We start from the raw sequence: 16844 nt of genomic DNA on the forward strand, positions 1-16844 counted from the left end.
CGGCTACCCCCTCTCAACGGTTGATTCTTCACAGCTACGAGGGGGAGGTTCTTGGGGTCCTCGATGCGTCTACCGGGTCTTCCGGCGTGTGGGGACTGCAAGTCCACAGATCAACTCGGCACGCGGCGGCCAGCGCCCTCACCGTCCCCGGCGCGGACCTGCTGCGCGCACTCGCCAAGAGGCTGACCTCGGGCGAGTGGCGGTGGTCGGCTGACGAGCCGACCGCCGGAGCACCGACATCGCCCGACACGCGCCGCCCGCGGCCATGCCGATCGCGGGGACGCCGACGCACAGTGCGCGCCCGCCGGCCATCGGCTATCCCTCCTGCCGATCGCCCTTCCGATCAACGAAGCCGTCCCGGCCCGCCGCCTGCGTTTCCACGCCATCCCTGGCAGCCGGGTAATCCGGCTGCCCCTCATCAGGCGTCGGCGATGCCAACGCCGACTGCTACCGGTAGCAGTATGAATCGGAGGAGGCGTCGCCACCCTGGAGGCGAACCTGGTGTACCCGCAGACCCCGAAAGTCCTCGCCATGAGGGAAGAAGCGCTCGTCGATGGTCATTCCGCCGCTAGGATCGGCGTGCATCTCGGCCATCCAGGCACCAACCCCGTCCGGGTAGAACTGGTCGTCCCAGGCGCCGTAAAGGGAGTTCGTGACGTAGACCCGCCGGCCATCACGGCTGATCTCGACCATCTGTGGGCCACCGGACAGCGGCTGGTTCGGTGCTGCCGGATGGGGGCTGTGGCCCACGATCCCGCCGAGCCGGATGGACCCGGTCTCTACGGGGCTGGCTGGGTCGTGCACGTCGAACTGTTTGAGTTCCCCGGTACCCCAGCACGAGACGTAGAGGCATTTGTCGTCGACCGACAGGTCGATGTCGCTGACCAGCGGTGGCACCGCGCCGAACGGTTTCAGCGCAGGCGGCAACAGGTCGGGATCGGCCGGCTCGGCCGGGACAGTGATCACCTTGTCCACCGCCCAGCTGTCCCCGTCGCGGTGCCAGCGCCACACCGAGGCCGACAGGTCCTCAGTCGAGATCACCACGCCGAGGAATCCCCACGTGGCCTCCGGGTCGTGCGAGGGGCGCAGCTCGAGCGGCATCTGGTGCTGCGCGCCGAGATCGACTCGTTGCTGGTGCTTGCCGGTGGCGAGGTCCCAGAAGTGGATCGCGTGGCCGTACTTGTTCTCCAGCAACAGCTCCGGTACCAGCCCGTCCTCGATCATCGATGGCGTGCCCCACTCGCTGCTGATCAGTGTGTTCTGGTTGAGATGCCACCAGGCGTCGTACGCGAAGTATTGAGGCCCCCGGTCGGTCTCCCATTGCCGGAGCACTTCGAACGTGTCGTGATCGAGCAGTGCGATCCCGCCCGGCCCCTCCGATCCATTTCCGCCGCCGAGGCAGGTCATGAACACGCCGTCCGGCCCGCAGTGCAATGTGTGTGGTCGGGAGTAGCCGGCCTTGGCTGCGAGCTCGGCGCTGTCCACGATCTTGGACAGGGTGGGCTGACGTGGGTCGGGTTGGGTGTCGAACACGTACAGCTGGGACGAGCGCAGACCCGGCACGATCAGGTACCGGCGGGCCAACCCCTCCATGTGATGACCCTCGTGTTTCAGCGCGCTGCTACAGGCGTTCCAGCCGAAGTGGTGCAGCTCGTTGCCCCGGTGGGGTACCTCGGTCCAGCCCACCACCCGGCCGTATGTGCCCGAGCCCGGATCCACGTCGACCACGCTCAGCGCATCGGGCTTCTCCGCTGCGCGATCGAACGCGACCACGTAGGCCAGCTGCTCCGGTGGGGCGGCGGCCGCCTCGGCTGCGCTGCGATAGAAGGTCGGGTCCATGGTTGGCTGATTCATCTCAGCCTCCTTCGTATCGTTACGACGAGACCCGCTCGTACCTCCCGTTACAGCTACCGCAACCCGCGCCCACGGGTTCGCAGCGATGAGAGGACGCACGGCTCTCTCGGTGAACACCAAACCCGTCTGCGCGCACAGACACCCCGCCGGTCCGCCGCGTACCGGGACATGGATACCCACTAAGGATAGGAGCAGCCGACGACGGGCGGAACCGGCTCGACCCGCCGACTCCAGCTCTTGTGGGAATCCGACAAACCATCTGTCGGGAATTGCGATCCTCAGTCAGAACTACATGAATCCCCACCGGGCAGGCGCACGATGACCTACCCCGGCAGTGCATAGACATGCAGTCAAACACGGTCCTGATTCCGATCGGCGGGGTGCGCCTATGTCGAGACCAGGCTCGGTGCCGCTTCAGGCCTCGATCATCGGTGCTGTTCGCGGTAGCGACTCGGACTGATGCCGTAGGTCGCCGTGAATGCCCTGCTGAAGACTGACAGATCTATGAACCCGAACTGGGACGCGATATCGGTCAGCGATCGGGGGGTGTTGCGTGGTGCCACCATCGCTTGGCGGCAGGCCTCGAGTCGGTGTGCGCGAATCGTGGCAGCGGCGGTTGCGTCGAAGCGCGCGAACAATCTGTGGACGGTTCTGGTGGAGACGAAGAACGCGTGAGCGATGCCGGACGGGGACAGGCCCGGGTCGTCGAGGTGCTGTCCGATGTACCGCACCATGTTCGCGTACAACTCCCGCATGGCGGCATCTGGATCCTCGGGCTGACACTCCTCCTGCGCTGCGGTGATTGCCAGGTCCGCCAGGCCGCCGGCGAGCCCGATCGCGCCCCCAGAGGACACATCGCCGTCGGCGGCGAGGAGGCCGGACAGCATTGGCGACAGCAACTGTCCCACAGGGGAAGTGGACCTGACAGTCCGCGCCGTCAACTGCTGCGATTGGCTCTCGGTGAGCGACACGGAGGCCCGCGGCCAGGTGAACACGCGGAGGTGCCATTCCGGATGCAGGTTCCAGGTGAATGGTCGTGAGGTCTCGTAGAGGGCGAAATCACCTGGGCCGAGAATGCATGTACGTCCGTCCTGGATGAGCTGTCCCTCACCCGCGACCACCATGCCGATCTGCATCAAATCGAGTGGGTGACGGTTGGTGAGCCTCGCCGTTCTGCGGAAGGATTGAGATGTCGCGGTGACGTCGGCAGCCATCAGGTGCGCGAAATGGCGGGTGTGGACCGCGCCGGTAAAGCGGGCAGGCTCGGCGGGGTCGATGTCCAGCGCGACGAAGGTGTCGCGGATGGTGTCGATCCAGGTGCCGAGCGTGGTGGTCCGAACCACCTCGCGGCGCTGCTGAGGTGACGGCCCGACACGCGACAGTGAAGGTTCCGGCTCTGGCGTTTTCACAGGCTGGCAATCCGGGCAGGAGCTATGCACGAGGTCGCCGTCAGGCGGTGGCAACGACGACATGAACGGCTCCCTCTGCTCGCGTGAACCTCACGCTAGGAGCGCGGAAACCGCATGTCAACGCGCACCGACCTCTTTACGCGGAAGAAACACGATTTCACCCGTGACAAAAGCTGGCAAACGTATCAGGGCGTAAATCACGCGGACCGGACTCGACGGACAGCGGTCGAGACTGTGAATTCTGGCGCTCAGTGGCTCCGCCCCCACGATGACGATGTCGCGGAGTGCAAAGGGGGCTGTCGCTGAGTGTCAAACATGGCGCCCCGGAAGCTCCTACCGTTCGAGTACGCCGGAATCCCCGGACTGTTGAGACCTCTTGACCGATTGATGTTTCCTCGTCCCGGCCGCCGGCGGATAGCCGATGTAGACAGAAGGACAAACTATGGAAGTCGTCGCCGTTCGCTACTCAGTGGAGCCTGGCATATCCGGCCGTGGCCCAAACGAAGAGACATAGCATGCCGCTCCTGCTGCTCGACGCTGTCATTGCACTTCTCCGAATGCTGATCCGGCCCTACCGTTGGCCCGCCGACTTGAAGGACGGTGTCAACAGAATCGCGACGGCACGAGCCGATCGACGGTCAATGGCACTGCACGCATACTTGGCGGGGACACACGACGAGCGCATGTACGCCGATGATCTCGGCGGCACAGCTACGTCCTGCGGAGAATCCAGACTGACCACCCCGCCCGGTACGAAGGCATCGAATTGATCACCATGGTCGGCAGCACTGGACCGCGAGGGCGGACTGCATTGTCCGTCCAATCGGGTGCGAATCGTTCGAACACCCAATCTTGGGCCCGCGCAATGCGCATCTCGTTCCGACGGCCCCAGCACATCACTGGACATCCCGTCAGGCGGGACAACGGCGCTGAACTTCGTCCCCCTCGCGCCTATCGGGTCTTGTTCTGTCGCAATTCGTTCTCGGCGTCGTGCACTCTCCGGCAGTGACCAAGGGTTCCAGCGCCGAGTGTCGCTAATCGTCGAACTACCTGTCGCTCGCAGTCAAATCCACACCGGCACAAGACGATAGCTTCGACTCGAACCGAGTTGCCGAACGTTCTCGGCAAACCCAAACTCGATGAATGAGGAGTCCTCATGGAATCTGCAATCGGCGACCATCTCACATGTCCGCGGAGTTTGACCCGGCGTGTGCCGGACGACTACCAACCCCCTTTCCCCATGTGGGTAGGACGTGCTGACGACCGCTTACAGCAGGTAGTGATGGCGTATCTCGGCGTGCAGTTCCGCGGCGACGAGCAACGCCCCGCCGCGCTTGCGGCCATGTGTCACATCGTTGCCAGCTTCGATCTGGACGACGGCCCGCTGCACCACGACCTGACCCATCACGCGGACAGTCAGGGCTACGAGAATCTCATCATCGTGGGATACTGGAAAGACATTGCTGTCCACAGTCGCTGGCTCAAACGCCCTGCTGTGGCCGATTGGTGGGCATCGGACGAACGACTGTCCGAGGGGCTTGGCTACTTCCGCGAGATCGTAGCCCCGCGGGCCGAGCAATTCGAAACGCTCTACGCCTTTCAGGACCACCTCCCTGGTGTCGGCGCTGTCATGGACGGGATCAGCGGCGAGATCAACGAACACGGGTACTGGGGTTCGATGCGCGAACGTTTCCCGATCTCCCAGAATGACTGGATGCAGCCCTCGGGCGACCTGCGGGTGATCAGCGGTGATCCTGCTGCGGGTGGCCGTGTGTTGGTACAGGGCCACGACAACATCGCGCTGATTCGGTCCGGCCAGGACTGGAAAGATGCCGAATCCGAAGAACGCGACCTGTATCTCGACGAAATCCTCCCAACTTTGCAGGAGGGCATGGACTTTCTTCGCGACAACGGCGAGTCGGTGGGCTGCTACAGCAACAGGTTCGTGCGCAACATCGATCTGGAAGGGAACCATCTCGATCTGAGCTACAACATCGGCCACTGGGGGTCTCTCGACAAACTCGAACGCTGGGCAGAATCGCATCCGACCCACCTGCGAATCTTCACCACCTTCTTCCGCGTCGCCGCCGGCCTGTCAAAACTCCGCCTCTATCACGAGGTCTCGGTGTTCGACGCGCGCGACCAACTGTACGAATACATCAACTGCCACCCCGAGACCGGCATGCTGCGCGACGCCCAGCCCGTCAAGCACCGAAGTGAAACAGATCACGTGAGGAGCACCACCTGATGACAGTCATCCGACCGGACGACGATGCAATCGGCTCTGCCGCAGATCATTACGGCCTACATCTCGACGCTGCGGCTCGGCAGGAGTTCGCAGGCCTGGTCGATAGCGCGCTCGGTTCCTACGACGTGGTCGACGACCTGTACGCGGACGAGAGCTTCTCAGCCCCCTCCCGCGATCATGCGACACCTGATGTGAGCGACAATCCCTTGGGCGCGTGGTACGTAACCACGAACATCTCGACCGCAACGGGTGGGCCGCTGACCGGCCGCCGTGTGGCGATCAAAGACAACGTGACCGTCGCGGGCGTGCCCATGATGAACGGATCGCGATCGCTGGAGGGGTTCGTTCCCACTCGTGATGCAACCGTGGTCACCCGACTGCTCGATGCCGGTGCCACGGTAGCGGGCAAGGCGGTGTGTGAGGATCTGTGCTTTTCCGGTTCGAGCTTCACCCCGGCCAGCGGTCCAGTGCGCAACCCGTGGGACCCCGACCGCGAGGCGGGTGGATCCTCCGGCGGCAGCGCCGCTCTCGTCGCAGGCGGCGAGGTCGATTTCGCGATCGGCGGCGACCAGGGTGGGTCGATCCGCATTCCGGCCGCATTCTGTGGCGTGGTCGGCCACAAGCCCACGTTCGGGCTGGTCCCCTACACCGGTGCCTTCCCCATCGAGCGCACGGTCGATCATCTCGGGCCCATCACCCGCACGGTCGAAGACGCCGCCCTGCTTCTGTCGGTGATCGCTGGCCGCGACGACCACGATCCCCGTCAACCAGACAACCTCGTGGTGGATGACTATGTGTCAACCCTCGACTCCGGGATCGACGGCCTGCGGATCGGCGTCGTGAGTCAGGGGTTCGGGCACGCGGTCTCACAGCCGGAGGTCGATGATGCGGTCCGCGCGGCCGCACAACGGTTCACCGACGCTGGTGGTGTGGTCGACGAGGTGAGTATTCCGTGGCACCTGCACGCGTTCCATGTGTGGAATGTGATCGCCACCGACGGCGGCGCCTATCAGATGCTCGACGGCAACGGCTACGGTCTCAACGCAGACGGCCTCTACGACCCTGAACTGATGGCGTACTTCGCGCAGCGCCGCATCCAGCACGCTGATGCCCTGTCCGAAACCGTCAAACTCGTCGCCTTGTGCGGCCATCACGGTGTCACCGCGTTGGGCGGATCGAGCTACGGCAAGGCCCGCAACCTGGTGCCACGCGCTCGCGCCGCCTACGATGCGGCGCTGGAAGACTACGACGTCCTGGTCATGCCCACCCTGCCGTACGTCGCCTCCGAACTACCGGCGCAGGATGTGGACCGAATCACCTACGTCACCAAAGCCCTCGGAATGATCGCGAACACTGCCCCATTCGATGTCACCGGCCACCCCGCCCTATCGGTGCCGGCAGGTCTGGTGAACGGACTTCCCGTCGGAATGATGATCATCGGAAAACGCTTCGACGACGCCACGGTCTTACGCGCCGGCCACGCCTTCGAACAGATCCGCGGCGCCTTCCCCACAGCGACCGACCAACCGGCGACCTCGGCACCTCTGAGTCTCGCCTGAGCCAAGGCGCGTCCCACCCGCCTACCCAGACCACCACTTCACAAGTATCAGCCCCTACAGAAAGTGGAAACAATGTCGGCAACGATCGAACACTCACCAGACAACGCGGCACCAGCTCAAGCACCGGCGTCGGATCGCGCGTGGGCACTGTTCCGTGCGCTCGACGGAAAGGGCCTGGTCCCAGAGGGTTACACCGAAGGGTGGAAGAAGACCTTCGAGGAGGACTTCAGCCCGAAACGCGGCGCTGAACTCGTCGCGCGAGCGTGGACCGATCCGGAATTCCGCGAACTGCTACTCACCGACGGCACCGCGGCCGTGGACCAGTACGGCTATCTGGGACCGCAGGGTGAGTACATCGTGGCGCTCGAAGACACCCCCACCCTCAAGAACGTGATCGTATGCTCCCTGTGCTCGTGCACCGCGTGGCCCATCCTCGGGTTGCCGCCGACCTGGTACAAGAGCTTCGAGTACCGTGCCCGCGTCGTCCGTGAACCTCGAAAAGTGCTGTCAGAAATGGGCACCGATATCCCGGAGGATGTCGAGATCCGGGTGTACGACACCACCGCCGAGACCCGCTACATCGTGCTGCCCCAACGGCCGGCCGGCACCGAAGGCTGGAGCCAGGAGCAACTGCAGCAGGTCGTGACCAAGGACTGCCTGATCGGGGTCGCAGTCCCGCAGGCCCCGGCCAACTGAACCACCGAATCGAAGGAGATAGACCCATGGATGGAGTACACGATCTCGCCGGTGTTCAGGGATTCGGCAAGGTCCCCCACACCGTCGACGCCGATATCGGCCCCACCTTCCACACCGAGTGGGAACACCTCCCCTACAGCTTGCTGTTCCTCGGAGCGGCGGACCTGGGGGCATTCAGTGTCGACGAGGTCCGCCACGTCGTCGAACGGTTGGAACCGCGCCACTACATGATGACGCCCTATTACGAGAGGTACGTCATCGGCGTTGCCACCCTCATGGTCGAAAAGGGCATCCTCACCCACGACGAACTCGAAGTCCTCGCCGGGGGCCCGTTCCCCTTGTCCCGGCCGACCGAGTCGGAGGGACGTCCAGCCCGCACCGACACCATCACCTTCAGTGTCGGGCAACGTGTCCGGGTACGCGACGAGTACGTTCCCGGGCACATCCGAATGCCCGCCTACTGTCGTGGCAGGGTCGGGACCGTCACCCACCGCACCAGCGACGACTGGCCGTTCCCCGACGCCATCGGCCACGGCCGCACCGATGCTGGCGAGGAGCCGACCTACCACGTCAAGTTCGCGGCCGAGGACCTCTTCGGAGAAGACACCGACGCCGGCAGCGTCGTAGTCGACCTATTCGAGGGGTACCTCGAACCGGCAGCCTGACCCGCTGCCCAGACTGTCACCAATGGCGTCGGCGGGTACGCATCCCGCGTGCGCGTACCCGCCGACGCCCCCTCCATCGCCGGCATCTCCCCAACCCCGCTGAAGGATTCAGAGCAATGGCCGACACACGACTTCCTGTGACCGTACTGTCAGGTTTCCTGGGTGCAGGAAAGACCACCCTCCTCAACCAGGTCCTGCGCAACCGTGAAGGCCGGCGGGTGGCCGTCATCGTCAACGACATGAGCGAGATCAATATCGACAGCGCCGAAGTCGAACGGGAGATCTCACTGAGCCGCTCACAAGAAAAGCTCGTCGAGATGACCAACGGCTGTATCTGCTGCACCCTGCGCGAGGACCTTCTCGCGGAAATCAGTGCACTGGCCGCCGATGGACGATTCGACTACCTCCTGATCGAATCGTCCGGCATCTCCGAGCCGCTACCGGTCGCTGAGACGTTCACCTTCATCGACACCGACGGACACGCTCTGGCAGATATCGCCCGCCTGGACACCATGGTGACCGTCGTCGACGCCCACAGCTTCCTCCACTACTACCAGACCGGCGGCCGCGTCGAGGCCGACGCTCCCGACGACGAACGCGACATCTCCGACCTGCTGGTCGATCAGATCGAGTTCGCCGATGTCATTCTGGTCAGCAAGTCCGACCTCGTCACAGCAGGGCACCTGACCGAACTGACCGCAGTGCTGCGCTCACTCAACCCAACCGCCCGCATACAGTCTATGTCCCACGGACAGATCCCGCTCGAGACCATCATGGACACCGGGCTGTTCTCTTTGGAGAAGGCCGCCCAGGCACCCGGATGGCTCCAAGAACTCCAGGGAGAACACACTCCTGAGCCGGAGGAGTACGGAATCAGTTCGGTGGTCTACCGTGAACGCGCCCCCTTCCACCCCGGGCGGCTGCACCAGTTTCTCACCAGCGAATGGTCCAATGGGCGTCTCCTGCGCGCCAAAGGCTACTTCTGGAACGCGTGCCGATTCACCGAGATCGGCAGCATCTCCCAGGCCGGCCACCTGATCCGACACGGCTACATCGGACGCTGGTGGAAGTTCCTGCCCGAAACCTACTGGCCCGACGACGATTACCGCCGCGCGGGGATACTCGACAAATGGGAAGAGACAGTCGGTGACTGCCGGCAAGAACTGGTCTTCATCGGCCAAGGAATCGACCCCGACGCACTGCGCCACGCACTCGACGCGTGTCTGCTGACCACCGCCGAAATCGAACTCGGCCCCGACACCTGGACAACATGGCCCGACCCACTCGGCGACGGCCATACCGACCAGGTCACCAGCACCATAGCCCAAACAAACACCGTCTGACCCCGATCCTTTGCCCGACCGATAACCCGCCCACCGTCGATCCGTTGCCGTCGTGGGCTGGCGAACACCACGGCCCCGCAGACGGCTGCCAGATCGCCCCGTGGGCGCGCGCAATCGCCGTCGCCATCAGATTGACCTGGGCGTCAGCGATACCGCGCCTTCGTCGTCGATCCACATATCCAGATCCGGGTCAGGCGCAACACGTCAAACCAGCGGCACCCGATCGCGTGCATGCGGATACGATCGGTCAGGGTTCGAAAATGGTCCGCATCGGTCTTCGTCCCCAATGTCATTGTCCGGCGTAGAGCAGCTCGGCCACCACATGGTCCGGCAGCGCCCTCAGGCTGATCTCATTTCTGAATGCAATCACCGATTGTGTTTGCCGCCAGTGCAATTCGTCGGGAATTGATTCACCTGACTCGGCTCGAAGTTTCTGCCATCGAGTTTGGTGGTGGTTGTGTTCTGGGGGCGAGGTCCGCGACCGCCAGGGTGGTTGCCGGAACCCACGCCCGACACCCCTCCCGCTTCGTGTCACCTGGCAGCGGCGGTCACCCTGTGCTGTCGGGCGGTGGCCTCTGCCCGGCCACCCCCGGCGGGAGGGCGGACATGGTGGTGATGGTGCGTCACGCGGACGCGGTCGCCACGAGTGCGTGGCCCGGGCTGGACGCGGACCGCCCCCTGAGCACGCTCGGCGACCGACAGTCCGTGCATCTCGTCGCCGCCCTCGCCCACGTCGGACTGTCGGCGTTGCACTCGAGTCCCACCCTGCGCTGCCGACGAACTCTGCAGTCGCTGTCGGTGGCACGGCGACCGCCGATCGTCGACGACCCACTGCTCGCCGCGAACGCCTCGGGTCGGCGAACTCGTTGCCGCGTTCGACCGATCGGACGAGGCACCTTGTGGTGCACGCACAGGGAGGTGTTCGAGCAGCTGGCAGGGATCGCCGCCGAACAGGGCGCCTCCCGCTCTCTGCCCGACGGGAAAGACCGCCAAGGCAGGTGTGTGGATCGTGCACCACGACCGGGATCCCGATACATCGCGCCGACTCCCCCGCACTGACCGAGTCCCCATCTCGGGCACGACGGTTGACCGGGTGCGATCGAGGCCGTGTTCGGGCGGCGGTGGCCGGTGAAACGGAGCCCGCCACTCGCGAAGGCAGGTGGCGGGCTCCTCGCACGGCTTCGCTGGGCCGGTGGTGTGATTCACGAGAACTACCCGGCGATCGGAGTCGAGGACAGATTCGCCGCAGGTGATCCCCACGTCGATCCGTGACCCCGCCGATCGACCGGCCTGATGGGCCGCCCGGTCCCGCACGCCGTGTGGCGTCCGTGGACGGATCACCGTGCCCGACTGATCGCCGTACCCACGGTAGGGGCACAACATGTCGTCGCTGATCCGGGCGGTGCCACCGACTCGCACCACCCGGGGCCGAAATCCACCGGCGAACGTCTCCCCGCCGACCACCACCAGTCCCTTCGCCCACCTCTTTCGCGGCGAGCGAGGACCGACCCCACGCCCGGGGCGGGTCTTTGAATCCCCGTGTCGCCCGTCGGCCGGCTCCGGCGCTATCGCTGCGGGCCACGAACGATGCCATGCACTCACAGAGCGGACACACTCGACCGAGAACATCCCGAACCACACCGCCGATGACGGTACATTCGGCGGTTCGGCGCTTGCCTCTATCGGCACTGTCCGCCCGGTCGTCACGCATACGCCGGGTGCGCGCAGGTGGGCGGCGAACCTCGATTCGACCTCGGGGGTGACGACGAGCACGGTTCCGGGAACGGCGGTGTGGTCGGCCAGTGCGGTCGGGTCGGGCCATCGGCCGGCGATTCGTCGCGGGAGGGGTGCGGGTGACCGTCTCCTCCTGCCTGACCCGCGCCGCTGCCTCGAACCCGGTGGCGGACTCCACGGTCCCTTCGGACGGTCGGCGAAGCCGTCGTGACCCACACCAAGCCCGGGGTTACCCGCCGTCTCCGGCGCTGGCACGACGTCCGGGTCGACTACAGTCCATTTTCGGCGGCCCGAATTTTGGCAGATCGTCCTGTCATGTCACCGATCGACCGAAGAGGGCTCGCCGCCCAAGGTGCCGAGGTGACACCTGATGTCCAGCCCCACAGCAGGAGAGCGAAGATGAGTGAGTCCCCAAGTGAGTCCAAGGTCATCGACAACGTAACGAAGCCGCTGTACGCCACGGTCGGTGCCGGTGATGCGGCCGTCCAGGCCGTTGCCGGTACCGTCGCCGAGGTGCGCCAGCGCGCCGAGCACACCGGCACCGAGGTGTCCGGGTGGTTCGAAGACGCCCGGGAGCGTGTCGGGTCACTGCCCACCGATGTACAGGAGCGGATCGAGGCCTTCCGGCAGCGCCTCGCCGGGTTGCCCTCGGAACTACCCGGATGGGCGCAGGTGCGGGAGGCGTTCACCGTCGAGGAGCTGCGCAAAAATTACGACGAGTACCGCAAGGGTGCCATCGACCTGTACGCCGACCTCGCCGAGCGCGGCGCGGGGACCGTCGAACGGCTGCGCACCCGCCCGGGCGCCGACGAGCGCACCGAATCGGCCGACGACGACGCCGCCCAGATCGACGAGGCCAACGCTGCCCCCGCCGAGAAGGTGACGACCCGCTGACACACCCCGATCCCGGGACCCTACGGTCGGTGGTACCGAGCCGCCCTCGCGCCGCACCTGCGCGAGGGCGGCTCCCGCACTCATGACCGCCTGTAGTGGGCTCGCTCGACGTGGCACGCGGCCCGGGCAATCCTCGAACGCATCACCGGCGATCTCGACGTGCCGACCCGCAACGGACCGCTGAACCGGCCCGGTCCGGCCCCCCGGTTCGGTCTCCGCCCGGCTGGGGATGCACAGGGATCCGGTCGAGGACGCGGCCTGTGGCCGACCCGCGTCACGGCGGTGATGGATTCGATTGGGGTGACAGGTTCCCCGAATAATGAACACCGAGATGGCGGGACCGAAGGTCTCGCTGGAACGATGTTCACAATTCGGGGGGAGCCCCAGTTTCCTTGGCGCCTCTCTTGGCGGACCGGGTCGGTTTGGCGGGTGTCTTGGCGGCACCCTTCCTCGCGGGTGTCTTGGCGGCAGCAGCCTCCTTCGCGGGTGTCTTGGCGGCTGCAGCCTTCTTCACGGGTGTCTTGGCGGCAGCAGCCTTCTTCACAGCAGCAGCCTTCTTCACCGGCGGCACCTCGGACGGCACCGGTTGGGCGGTTGCCTTGGCGGCAGCAGCCTTCTTCACGGGTGTCTTCGCGGCAGCAGCCTCCTTCACCGGCGGCACCTCGGACGGCACCGGCTCCGACTCGGGTTTGGTGGTGATTCGAGGTTTCCCCTCGAGTCCGGCCTTGGCTCCCTCCGATGTTTTCGTCTGTTGCCGCAGCTTGCTGTTCGTCCAGGACCAGGCGCCCTCTCCTGCGTCCCGAAGAACCCCGACTGCATTTCTGGCGGCGCGCGCGGCGCCGCTGATAACGTTCATGTAGCCTTCCAGCAGTCACGGCCGCCGACGCACGGGCGGCCTTCTCGGACGTACCCATCACCGGACAGACTAATCGTGGACGTGAGTCAACGAGCGACCGGCGGATTGTGCGGTGCATATCGGTAAGTAGTGCGGCTGGCATAAACCGCCGTCGTGGCCCCGTCGCATGCACCCGTCGACGTTTCGTTCTCGCTCATGAGGGTCCCATGCCGCGGTCCGGTCGAACCGCGCCGAATGTACTGAGCACGTGACGCTTTTACAATACGACCGCACCGGAAACGCGGTGATGACCCCTGCGTCGATCGCACAGGCATCTCGCGTGCCCCGCGGACACGCGCGCCCTCAGTTGTGCCGCCCCTGGGATAACGGGCACTCCGCGCGAACCGAACCAACCCGCGAGGGTTGACACCTGCAGCCGACTAAACTTGAGATCACCTGGTCGTGAGGTGATTCCATGGGTGTGCAGGTGCGGGGACCAGGCTTCGGGGTCGATGGGTGATGGCCGAATTCGATCCGCTGGTGACGCAACGTGATCCGACTCCCGGGATCGCGGTGGAGTTGGCCGGTGCCGGGTTCGAGGGCGCCCACGAAATCGGGCGCGGTGGCTTCGGCATCGTCTACCGCTGCCTGCAGCGGGCCCTCGACCGGACGGTCGCGGTCAAGGTGCTCACCGCCGATCTGGATCCGGACAACCTCGAACGGTTCCTGCGGGAGCAGCGCGCCATGGGCGCGCTGTCCGGCCACCCGAACATCGTCAACATCCTGCAGGTCGGCACCACGCCGTCTGGGCGGCCGTACATCGTGATGCCGTACCACTCCCGCGATTCGCTGGAGGCACGGATCCGCCGGTCCGGCCCGCTCGAGTGGAGCGAGGCGCTCGGGATCGGCGTCAAGGTGGCCGGGGCACTCGAGGCCGCACACCGGATCGGCACTCTGCACCGCGATGTCAAGCCGGCGAACATCCTGATCACTGACTACGGCGAGCCGCAGCTGACCGACTTCGGCATCGCCCGCGTCGCCGGTGGTTTCGAGACCACCTCGGGCACGGTGACCGGGTCGCCGGCGTTCACCGCCCCGGAGGTGCTCGAGGGGCGGTCGGCGACCGCCGCATCGGACGTCTACGGATTGGGTGCGACGCTGTTCTGTGCCATCACCGGGCATGCGGCATTCGAACGCCGCAGCGGTGAGCAGGTGGTGGCCCAGTTTCTGCGGATCACCACGCAGCCGGTTCCGGGCCTGCGGGGCGCGGGAATCCCCGGCGACGTGTGCGCCGTCATCGAAGCGGCCATGGCCCGGAATCCGGCCGATCGGCCCACCTCCCCGGCCGAGTTCGGGGAGAACCTGCGAATGCTCCAGCAGCGGCACGGCCTGATCGTCGACGACCTACCGCTGCCCGCCGATCCGATGCTCGCCCCCGACGACGAGCCCTCGGGCCGATCCACCTCGGGCCGGTACAGCGCCCAGCGGTGGTCCGGGGCCCGCACCCTCACCCCACCGGCCCCGGAGACCCGATTCCGTCCGCCGACACCGACCCGGACGCTGGTGCACCGCGGCCGGTTGCTCGATCTGCTGCGGGCCGGGCAGCGGCGACTACTGACCGTCATCCACGCGCCGACCGGCTTCGGCAAGACCACGCTCGCCACTCAGTGGCGCGAGGCGCTGGCCGGGGAGGGGCTGGCCGTCGCCTGGCTGAGCGTCAATCGCGACGACAACAATGTGGTGTGGTTCCTCGGGCACCTGCTCGAGGCAATCCGGCGGGTGCGCCCCACCCTGGCCGAGGATCTCGATCAGGCGCTCGAACATCACGGCGACGGGGCCGACCGGTACGTGCTGACCGCGCTGATCAACGAGATCCACGACGCCGGCGAACCCGTCGTGCTCGTCATCGATGATTGGCACCGCGTCGACGCTGCCGCGACCATCGCGGCAATGGAGTTCCTCCTCGACAACGCCTGCCACCACCTGCAAGTCGTCGTGACCACCCAGAGTCGCTCCGGCCTCCCCATGAGCCGGATGCGGGTGCACGACGACCTGGTCGAGATCGACTCCACCGACCTCCGGTTCGACGCCGCCGAAGTCCACGCCTGGCTCGTCAACCTGGGCGGCTTGACACTCGAGCAGGACGACGTCGACGAGCTGACCGCGACAACCGAGGGGTGGGCGGCGGGCCTGCAGCTGGCGTCATTGTCGCTCCGCGGCAGCGACGACCCCGAACAGCTCATCGAGTCACTGTCCGGACGGCACCGCGCTATCGGCGACTACCTCACCGAGAACGTGCTCGACACCCTGGAGCCGGACATGCTCGACTTCCTGCTCGCGACCTCGGTGGCCGAACGACTCCACGGTGACCTGGCCGCCGCGCTGGCCCACGTCGACCACGGACAGATCATGCTCGAGCGGGCCGAGGAGCGGGATCTGTTCCTGCGCGCGATCGACGACAACCGGGAGTGGTTCCGCTACCACCCGCTGTTCGCGCAGTGCCTGCAGCAACGCCTCGAACGCGAGCACCCCGAGCGGATCGCCGACCTGCACCGCACCGCGTCCCGGTGGTTCGCCGAGCACAAGCTGGTCAGCGAGGCCGTCGACCATGCCCTGGCCGCCGGTGACCAGGACCGGGCCGTGGAGTTGGTCGAACGCGATGGAACCTATCTGCTCGAGCGCACCCAGATGTCCATCCTCCTCGGGCTCGTCGCGAAACTCCCGCCACGAATCGTGGTGTCCCGCCCCCGATTGCAGCTCGCGGTGGCGTGGGCGAACATCCTGCTCCATCGCACCGAGCCCACACAGCGGGCACTCGACCTGGTCGAATCCACACTCGGCGACGGCTCGCGCACCGCCGCCGAGATCGCCGAGCTGCGAGCCGAGGCCGACGTGGTGCGGGCCGTGGTGGCGGCTCGCGCCGACCGGGTCGATGGCGTCGACGAGTTGCTCGCGGCGGCCCTGTCGCGGCCGGACACGTTGCGGCCGTTTGTCGTATCCATAGCCGCGGACGCGGCCACCTTCGCCGCGATCTACCGGTTCGACTTCGCCGAGGCACTCCGGCGGCAGCAGTGGGCCGCCCCCTACCACGCAGAGAACATCGGTCCGTACGGCGTAATGCACGGACACTGTTTCGTCGGCATCGTCGCCAACGAACGCCTCGATGTCCGCGAGGCCCAGGACAGCTTCCGGACAGCCCTGCGGCTTGCCCGGCGATCGGGCGGGAGCCATTCATTCGCCGCGCGGCTCGCGGGGTCGCTGCTCGGCGAACTGCTCTACGAGCAGGGCAAGCTCGACGAGGCGGAACGGCTGCTCGACGAGGGCTGCAAGCTCGGCGCCGGCGGTGGCCTGGTCGATTTCAAGCTCGCCCGATACGCCGCCGGAGCCCGGATCAAGGCGCTGCGCGGCGACCGATCAACGGCGACACAGCGGCTCGACGAGGGCGCCCGGACCGCCGCGACGTTAGGCCTGCCACGCCTGCGAGCCCTGATCGAAAACGAACGGATCAGGATGTGAACTGTCCTGGGTCGGGTGGAGACTCCTGATTGAACCAGGAGAATGAAATCATGCCAGCACCGAGGAAGTACGACACCGAGACCCGTGAGCG

11 protein-coding genes are annotated in these 16844 nt (G+C 65.9%); 8 read left to right on the forward strand and 3 right to left on the reverse strand.

Features of this window, described 5'->3' with window-relative positions:
* Nucleotides 1–447: 447 nt before the first annotated feature.
* Nucleotides 448–1854, reverse strand: coding sequence for a selenium-binding protein SBP56-related protein (locus ACFWAY_RS37650; protein WP_378514141.1), 1407 nt, complete (start codon nucleotides 1852–1854; stop codon nucleotides 448–450).
* 425 nt (nucleotides 1855–2279) lie between these two features.
* The gene (locus ACFWAY_RS37655; protein ID WP_378458716.1) at nucleotides 2280–3326 is read right to left on the reverse strand and encodes a helix-turn-helix domain-containing protein; all 1047 of its coding nucleotides are present in this window, start codon (nucleotides 3324–3326) and stop codon (nucleotides 2280–2282) included.
* A gap of 1093 nt (nucleotides 3327–4419) precedes the next feature.
* On the opposite strand from ACFWAY_RS37655, the gene ACFWAY_RS37660 reads away from it, so the two are divergent.
* The 7 genes from ACFWAY_RS37660 (at nucleotide 4420) to ACFWAY_RS37690 (ending at nucleotide 12402) form a co-directional block, all read left to right on the forward strand.
* Nucleotides 4420–5511 carry a phenylacetaldoxime dehydratase family protein gene (locus ACFWAY_RS37660; protein ID WP_378514142.1) on the forward strand — a complete coding sequence of 364 codons (1092 nt, stop codon included), beginning with the start codon at nucleotides 4420–4422 and terminating at the stop codon, nucleotides 5509–5511.
* A complete protein-coding gene (locus ACFWAY_RS37665; protein ID WP_378458718.1) occupies nucleotides 5511–7070 on the forward strand; it encodes an amidase in 1560 nt (519 codons plus the stop codon). The genes ACFWAY_RS37660 and ACFWAY_RS37665 overlap by 1 nt, the downstream gene beginning before the upstream one ends.
* A 72-nt stretch (nucleotides 7071–7142) precedes the next feature.
* Nucleotides 7143–7766: a nitrile hydratase subunit alpha gene (gene nthA, locus ACFWAY_RS37670; RefSeq protein WP_378514143.1), complete on the forward strand. Its 624-nt coding sequence runs from the start codon at nucleotides 7143–7145 to the stop codon at nucleotides 7764–7766.
* Nucleotides 7767–7792: 26 nt separating this feature from the next.
* Entirely contained in the window at nucleotides 7793–8431 is a 639-nt protein-coding gene (gene nthB / locus ACFWAY_RS37675; protein WP_378514144.1) for a nitrile hydratase subunit beta, read from the forward strand.
* Nucleotides 8432–8547: 116 nt separating this feature from the next.
* Nucleotides 8548–9774 (forward strand): GTP-binding protein, encoded by a 1227-nt coding sequence (locus ACFWAY_RS37680; RefSeq protein WP_378514145.1) that lies wholly within the window; start codon nucleotides 8548–8550, stop codon nucleotides 9772–9774.
* A gap of 606 nt (nucleotides 9775–10380) precedes the next feature.
* Nucleotides 10381–10833: a histidine phosphatase family protein gene (locus ACFWAY_RS37685; protein ID WP_378514146.1), complete on the forward strand. Its 453-nt coding sequence runs from the start codon at nucleotides 10381–10383 to the stop codon at nucleotides 10831–10833.
* Between the two features lie 1074 nt (nucleotides 10834–11907).
* Nucleotides 11908–12402 (forward strand): hypothetical protein, encoded by a 495-nt coding sequence (locus ACFWAY_RS37690; protein WP_378514147.1) that lies wholly within the window; start codon nucleotides 11908–11910, stop codon nucleotides 12400–12402.
* Nucleotides 12403–12766: 364 nt separating this feature from the next.
* On the opposite strand, the gene ACFWAY_RS37695 is transcribed toward ACFWAY_RS37690, so the two are convergent.
* On the reverse strand, nucleotides 12767–13258 hold the full coding sequence (locus tag ACFWAY_RS37695; RefSeq protein WP_378514148.1) for a hypothetical protein: 492 nt from the start codon (nucleotides 13256–13258) through the stop codon (nucleotides 12767–12769).
* A gap of 498 nt (nucleotides 13259–13756) precedes the next feature.
* Between ACFWAY_RS37695 and ACFWAY_RS37700 the strand changes: the two genes are divergently transcribed.
* Nucleotides 13757–16753, forward strand: a complete 2997-nt coding sequence (locus ACFWAY_RS37700; protein WP_378514149.1) for a protein kinase — start codon at nucleotides 13757–13759, stop codon at nucleotides 16751–16753.
* The last annotated feature ends 91 nt before the right edge of the window (nucleotides 16754–16844 follow it).

The sequence above is a fragment of the Rhodococcus sp. NPDC059968 genome, assembly GCF_042738615.1.
In the GTDB taxonomy this organism is placed as follows: Bacteria; Actinomycetota; Actinomycetes; order Mycobacteriales; family Mycobacteriaceae; genus Rhodococcus_F.